Genomic DNA, 6,000 nt, shown 5'->3' with positions numbered 1-6,000 from the left:
AAACGAGAGCCATCGATTCCTGCACAGCAGTGCTACGGCGAAGAAGCGCATCAAGGCCAGAGAGCAGACCCGCAAGACAGGCACCAAGGCCGATTCACCAGACGCCACCGATTGACGACTACCGCTCATGGCAAGGCGCTACGGGCTTCGCCCTTCGCGCCTTATGAGTTCGATCACAAGAAGCGAAAAGAGGCCACAGAACAAGGCAAGGCATACACTTATCCACAGCCGACCATCACAGCGTCGGCTTCCACCCCTGGCTCACGATTCAAGCGGCGCGGTGGCTCAGTTCTACTTCGGCGCGGACAGACGGACTTCAAACGCTGCAGAACAGACCTCCCGCATGGCGGCTTCAGGCTGATTGCAGCCGTTCGCCGTTTGACAAGCGGCAGGCTTCTACCGCCCCCAAGCAGAACTTCGCGATCTCAGTTGGCTCGCCTGGGAGCGGACGGTGGGCCTGCACGCGATCAGTCCCTTGATTGCCGATTGCCGTGCCCAGCTATTTCTGATCCGCAAAACATCGGGCCCGGCCACGCCAAAGTAGATAGCGTGGCTAACCCAGCAGTTCACTACCTAGCGTGGGGTAGCTTGGACGCATCGTTCTACCGCTTTGTGATTTTAGGTCCGACATACACCACGTACAGTGGCTCGTTTGCTCGAACTGGCCATGAGAAATGGATCCTGATCTGAGGTGTCTTGACCTTCCCATGCCACGTGCAAAAGAGAGCCTCGCCTTGGGCAGTCGGATGCTTGAATGTCAGGTCACTCCTGAAGTCTTCCTTCTCGGCGTCTGAAGAGTCAGAGAACCATGCTTTGCCGCCGGTGAAGTGGTCTTGATACAGGCGCTGCCCTTCTGGTGTCCTCTGACCGGCACTGTCGAAACATCGAGAGAATCGATGCAGCACATCGAGCAGCACCAGCACATGCCGGGCCGCGCCGTCAACGAACGGGTGGCCTCGAAGCGCGGCGAAACAGTCGTCTGAGAACGTGAGTGCATCGCATTGGCCACGGCAAATAGCCGCCAGTTGGTCCCAGGAGTCGATTGCCTGGGGTGCAGCCTGGAGCACTGCTTCCAGTTCCTGGACGGTCCAGTGGTTGTGCACGTCTACGGTGCTCGCCAGCCCATCGTCAGCTGTCCATGTCACAGGCAGAGGTGACAGCTCAAAATCCGATGGTGTCAAGCTTGCAAGCCTTCGCTCTTGGCCGTGAACGACGCCAAAGGCAGCTTCTCCAAGAGCTGTATCTGTGACCGGCTCTCCTTTGTATTCCAGATAGTCGTCCGTGGAGTGAAGCCGCACATCCTCCCAGTACGGGCCTTGGCGAGCAAACCACTGCATCAGCGCCCGTCTCTCGTCATTCTCGAACGCCTGCATGACTTGCGGCAATGTTTGAGCGTGAGTCACTTGCGCGTTCGCCAAACTTCGGTGGCAATGAATTTCTCTTCCGAAGCGCCTTGCCAGTTGTCGAAGCATCATCACCCGAGTAATCGCAGCCCTGAAAGCGGTAATGTCCTGAAACTGCCCGTGAAAGGATAACTCGTTTAGAAGCAAATCCACTTCACTGACCCCAGCCAGCGAAGTGTGACGAGTCCTTATCGAACTGGTCGAAGAATCCGTCCGGCCAGGTGTCGATTCCGCCTTTTCTGTCGATCTGCGGCGAAAGCACCTGAGATCCTTGATCGGATCGCGGGCGGAAGAAGTGAAGCGCAACTTGGTCCGGGGTCAATCGCCCGCCTTTCACCGCACGCCGAATGCCATTGAGAACATGGTCACTGTGGGTCTCAACGATCAACTGAACCCCACTGCGGGCCACGTCACCCAAGAACTGGCCCATCTGCGCTTGCCCAGACGGATGCAAGTGCACCTCCGGATTCTCGATCAGCAGCAGGTCCCCTTTCGACGCTGAGAGCGCAGCAACAACGATCGGAAGGACTTGGGTGATGCCAAAGCCCACATGGATCGGGCGATGGAAATCAGTATCGTCTGAAGTTCGCAGGCCAAGTGTGACGGCGTTTGCATTGGGAACCTGTTGAACGGCAAGGCCGCAACCAGGAAAGAAGGTCCGCATCCTTGCTTCAACTTGGCGAAGCCGAGTTGGTGGCGTATCGTCCAAGGCCAACTCTGCGCTGACAGCAGCATCTCGTCCGAGGTGAAGCACGCACACCGCATGCTCGCCGGCCGGCCCTACGACGGGCGCAGACTGGGGATCGGCCAACACATAGAACTCCCTAGGCCCGATGCGCTCGGCGGTGATATAAGTGAGGCCCTTCAGGCGAGATGAGAGCGAGTCTGGCGCGCGCCCGGATCGGTGTGGAAGCAGATACTGCAGGATCTTAGGGTTGTCTGTCCTGGTAAGGTCTATCTCGACGCTCTCAACAGCCATGGACATATCAGGTCGCTCACCAGAAAACACCCAGTGGTAATAGCTGTGTTCGTCTTGAATGCCAATCTCGGAGGTGCGACGGCCATTGACCTTGTCCACAACATCAGCGACCGTCCCGAGCCTGACGGCATCGCCATTCAACATCAGGCGTGACGACCATTCGTGCTCGCGCATCGTTTGGTGCAACAGTGCCAGCGCCTGAAGAACAGAGGACTTGCCCGATGCATTGCCGCCTGACAGCAGTGTCAAGTCCGCAGTGGGCAGCTTCAGGACCTCGAAGCACTTGAATAAGGTCAGATCAATTCTCTTAATCACCGAGCACCTCATTCAACATGTCAGTGACCATCGCAAAGCGCTTCGCAACTCGATTCACTTGGTTGGTCCCCAGGGTGATCGCCTCCACGAACTGATAGTCGGCAAGCAGTGGATAAAAGGCCTCAAGCAGTTCGTCGGCGCGAGCCTCGATGATGTGCTCTGGGTAACGAGCGAAGCCAGTTGTCATCACATCCCAGAGCGAGGCATTGAATACGCTTCTGGGCTGCTGCTTGTAGGTGTGCTTCCGAAAGGCGTGCTTTCCAAAGACATGGATGTTGTTCTTCAGGCTCGTTCGAAACTGCGCGGAGAGCTGTTCAAGCATCTTGGGGGAAGAATCGTTCATGTGCTGCAGCGCTTGAGCCAAGAACAGGTCCATGTCCCCCCTATAGTTTTCCAACGACAGCAGCTGGAACGCACAGAATCGATTGATCAACTCGCGGTCGCGCATGGTCTCGGATTTGAGGCTACCACCGGTCGCTTCCAGGAACAATGGCGTCCTTGCTTCTGTCCTCAAGAACTGCGTTGCCTGACCCGTGTAGAGGCAATTGCGCATCTGCTGGCGGGTCAATGGAACGCCGCTGTTGACGCGCTCAAAGATGTCAAGGAGCGCCTTTGCAGGCACCTTTGCATCGATAACGTAGAGGATTAGGTTGCAGTCCTCGATCCGGTTCTGAAGCTTCGGTGACAGGTCTTGGAACCGCTTCTTGTTAAGTTCCTGCTGATCCGGAAGCTTCAATCGAAGTTGATTGCTCAGGAAGCGCTGAAACGTAGACAGCCGTTGTAGCCCGTCCACAACGATCATTTGCCCTAGGGCGTTTTCCGCGAGATAGAAGACAGGCAGCGGAATCCGCATGAGCACGGATTCGATCAGCTTGCTCTGCTTGTCGTCGTGCCAGATGAAGTCCCGCTGGAACTCGGGGTCCATGACGAACGAGCCCTTCTCAATGCGACGAAGGACATCGTGAACCGTACGGTTCTCGTTTCGTATTAGGATCGTATCGAGCGGGTAGTCACCCCAAGACGCGTCTTCGTCAGCAGCGATGCCTTCGATCTCCTCGTCTGCGGGGGGTAGCGTTTCTTGGATCATCGTGCGCCCTTGGCTGACACCTTGCGGCAGTACAGATGCGACAGACAGGCTCTAGCGTTCATTTCTCTTGGGCTCCATGTCCCATTCAGGCGAAAAACCTTCATCGTCTCGTCGGCATGTAGATTGGCTACTTTAACGGAGTTGTGCCCTACCTTTGGCCTGTTGAAGGGCCGTGATGCGCGGCTGTTCGGCATGGCCCATGGAGGATAAGGGCCACTCAACCGCGCGCAACTCGAGGCAATACGAAAGCTGCTTGAAAAACGATTCATCTATCAAGTATACTTGCGGCTGAGCTTGGATGGGCCCAGGCACTGGAAGAACAACATGGCTGCTCAGCCCCATGGAGGAAAGCGACTTGGCGCTGGACGCCCGAAAGTTGCGGACGTCCAGCTTACCGCCCGAGTCAGCAGCGCAGCATCGAAAACGATCAAGGCGCACGGCCTGGATGGTGGCATTGCGGCGGGCGTTCGCCATATGGCGGACTTTTCCGCAGCAGTCACAGCACAACTGCCGCCCGGCAGCGCGGTTTTGGTCTCTTTTCAGCCATTGGACGGAAGCATGGCGAGGGCCGTCGATGAAGCCTACCGAGAGATCGTTAGTCGCCTGCTGGCCGACGGAGGCCGTCCCGCCGTCTACAAGTGTGGTCGCGATCTACTCACCGTAAAGGCTCGAATTCCCCTCGGCAACGACACGTCGCTATGGCTTTCCGTTCCCGCGATGCGCGTGCAGCCTCCCAGCAAGCAAGAGTACGAGGCGGACATTCGCAAGATTGAATGCTTCTTGGCCGATGCCGGCTTAGACGCGGTATGGGCATAGTGCACGCTGGACTGCCGTGAAGCGGCCGGTCGCGAGCGGCAACTTGTGGCCGATAGTCCGTGTTCGACGACGAGAGGCGGATGACGGCAACCGCTGCAAAGCGGAAGTCAATCTCCTTGGGCCACGGGTATGGTCCACCAAAAGTCGCAAAAAAAGAAGCCCCAGGCAACCGATCCGCACACCCTAAGGCATGCAGACCGGACTCACCGCCTTGGGCATCTGGGGGACAACGCGACGTCAAATCTCAGCCGCAAGGTGGCCTACAGATTCCCAGCCACCATCCATCCATTGTCCGTCTTGATCATCTGACGCTCACCCTCGATGAAAGTCTCGACCCCAGAGAAGTAGTCGTCAACCGACCGTTTTTCATCGAGCACCGACTTGTACAGAATCCCCAACGGCGTTCTCGGATCCCGATAGCCAAGACAGCCGAATGGAACTTCCGGCTTGGTGGGCTCTGCGAACATCCGGACATTGCCCGAACTGGTCGCATAGAGCAGATCTCCGGCCCGGTCTTTGTACTTCTCAAAGATCTCATTGGCTTGGGCCGCCGACGCCTTGCCAAGAGCCTCCTTCTGACTTTGAAAGTCCCGCATCTCCTCGCTGTGCTTTTGATGATCACCAGTGAGGTAGCCCCGCTCATCCTCCTGCGCAAGGTACTTGTCCAGCGTGGACTGACGCACTTTCGAGAGCGCGTCCATCTGCTCTTTGTAGCTGCGGTTGAGCTCCGCCATCTCCTTGCCATACTCGGCATAGAGCGCAGAGGCGGTCTGGTAGGTCTTTAAATCCTCCGCCATCTTCCCGTCGATCTTGACCTTGATGGTGGCGGTGAACTTCACCTTGGCGAGATTCTTGTTGTCCGAGTTCGGAAAAAACGTGTTCGTCACCTGCGCGTTGTCCACGCTGGCGTACTCGCACTTCTTTTGCAACTCACTCGTCATCGAACTTGCCAACTCGGAGCCCGACGGGCCGTTGGAGCAGGCTGCCAGAAAGCATGCGAGAGCGCAGAGGGATAGTTTTGTTTTCATGGTGATTTGACGTTTAAAAATTTGGAAGCAGCCTGCTCTTTGAAGGGCAGGGCGGTGGGCCTTACAGCCCGTTCTCCTTGATGCACTGGATGACCGCATCCGCAAAAGCGATCTGAATCCTTCGGTGCCGCTCCGTCCCCAAGATCTCTCCAAAATCGATCCCATCGATCTTGTGGGCCGCATCCACCTTCTCGTAGGCGCAAGAGCAGTTCTCGCGGCTTGCGCCCATGCTCACGCAGCCCCCTACAAAGGCTTTCTCGTTCTTGGAACTGCACGCCGAGAGCGATCCCGCGAGCACGACCGCCAGGGCACACGCCCTGGCTATGGCTTCAAACTTCATAAAACACTTTCATGGGTAAGTCAGGGAAGAAC

The 6,000-nt window shown here is 57.0% G+C and carries 6 protein-coding genes; 1 reads left to right on the top strand and 5 read right to left on the bottom strand.

Going from position 1 to position 6,000, the window contains the following annotated elements; translation table 11 throughout:
• Positions 1–602: 602 nt before the first annotated feature.
• From IB243_RS23435 to IB243_RS23425, 3 genes are read right to left on the bottom strand one after another with little or no spacing between them, the layout of a single operon-like run.
• A complete protein-coding gene (locus IB243_RS23435) occupies positions 603–1,556 on the bottom strand; it encodes a hypothetical protein (protein WP_192429601.1) in 954 nt (317 codons plus the stop codon).
• Between the two features lies 1 nt (position 1,557).
• Positions 1,558–2,697 carry a DUF3696 domain-containing protein gene (locus IB243_RS27505; RefSeq protein ID WP_192429600.1) on the bottom strand — a complete coding sequence of 380 codons (1,140 nt, stop codon included), beginning with the start codon at positions 2,695–2,697 and terminating at the stop codon, positions 1,558–1,560.
• Positions 2,690–3,784, bottom strand: coding sequence for a DUF262 domain-containing protein (locus IB243_RS23425; protein ID WP_192429599.1), 1,095 nt, complete (start codon positions 3,782–3,784; stop codon positions 2,690–2,692). Before IB243_RS23425 ends, IB243_RS27505 begins: the two co-directional genes overlap by 8 nt.
• A 324-nt stretch (positions 3,785–4,108) precedes the next feature.
• Here IB243_RS23425 and IB243_RS23420 point away from each other — a divergent pair, with 324 nt between their 5' ends.
• Positions 4,109–4,600, top strand: a complete 492-nt coding sequence (locus IB243_RS23420; RefSeq protein WP_192429598.1) for a hypothetical protein — start codon at positions 4,109–4,111, stop codon at positions 4,598–4,600.
• Positions 4,601–4,860: 260 nt separating this feature from the next.
• Here IB243_RS23420 and IB243_RS23415 read toward each other — a convergent pair whose 3' ends face one another.
• Positions 4,861–5,628, bottom strand: coding sequence for a hypothetical protein (locus IB243_RS23415; RefSeq protein WP_192429597.1), 768 nt, complete (start codon positions 5,626–5,628; stop codon positions 4,861–4,863).
• A 61-nt stretch (positions 5,629–5,689) separates the two neighbouring features.
• Positions 5,690–5,968 (bottom strand): hypothetical protein, encoded by a 279-nt coding sequence (locus tag IB243_RS23410; protein ID WP_192429596.1) that lies wholly within the window; start codon positions 5,966–5,968, stop codon positions 5,690–5,692.
• Positions 5,969–6,000: the final 32 nt, after the last annotated feature.

The sequence above is a fragment of the Acidovorax sp. ACV01 genome, assembly GCF_014851495.1.
Lineage (GTDB): Bacteria > Pseudomonadota > Gammaproteobacteria > Burkholderiales > Burkholderiaceae_C > Acidovorax > Acidovorax radicis.
Note: the sequence above shows the minus strand (reverse complement) of the source record. Positions and strands in the feature narration are given on the sequence as shown.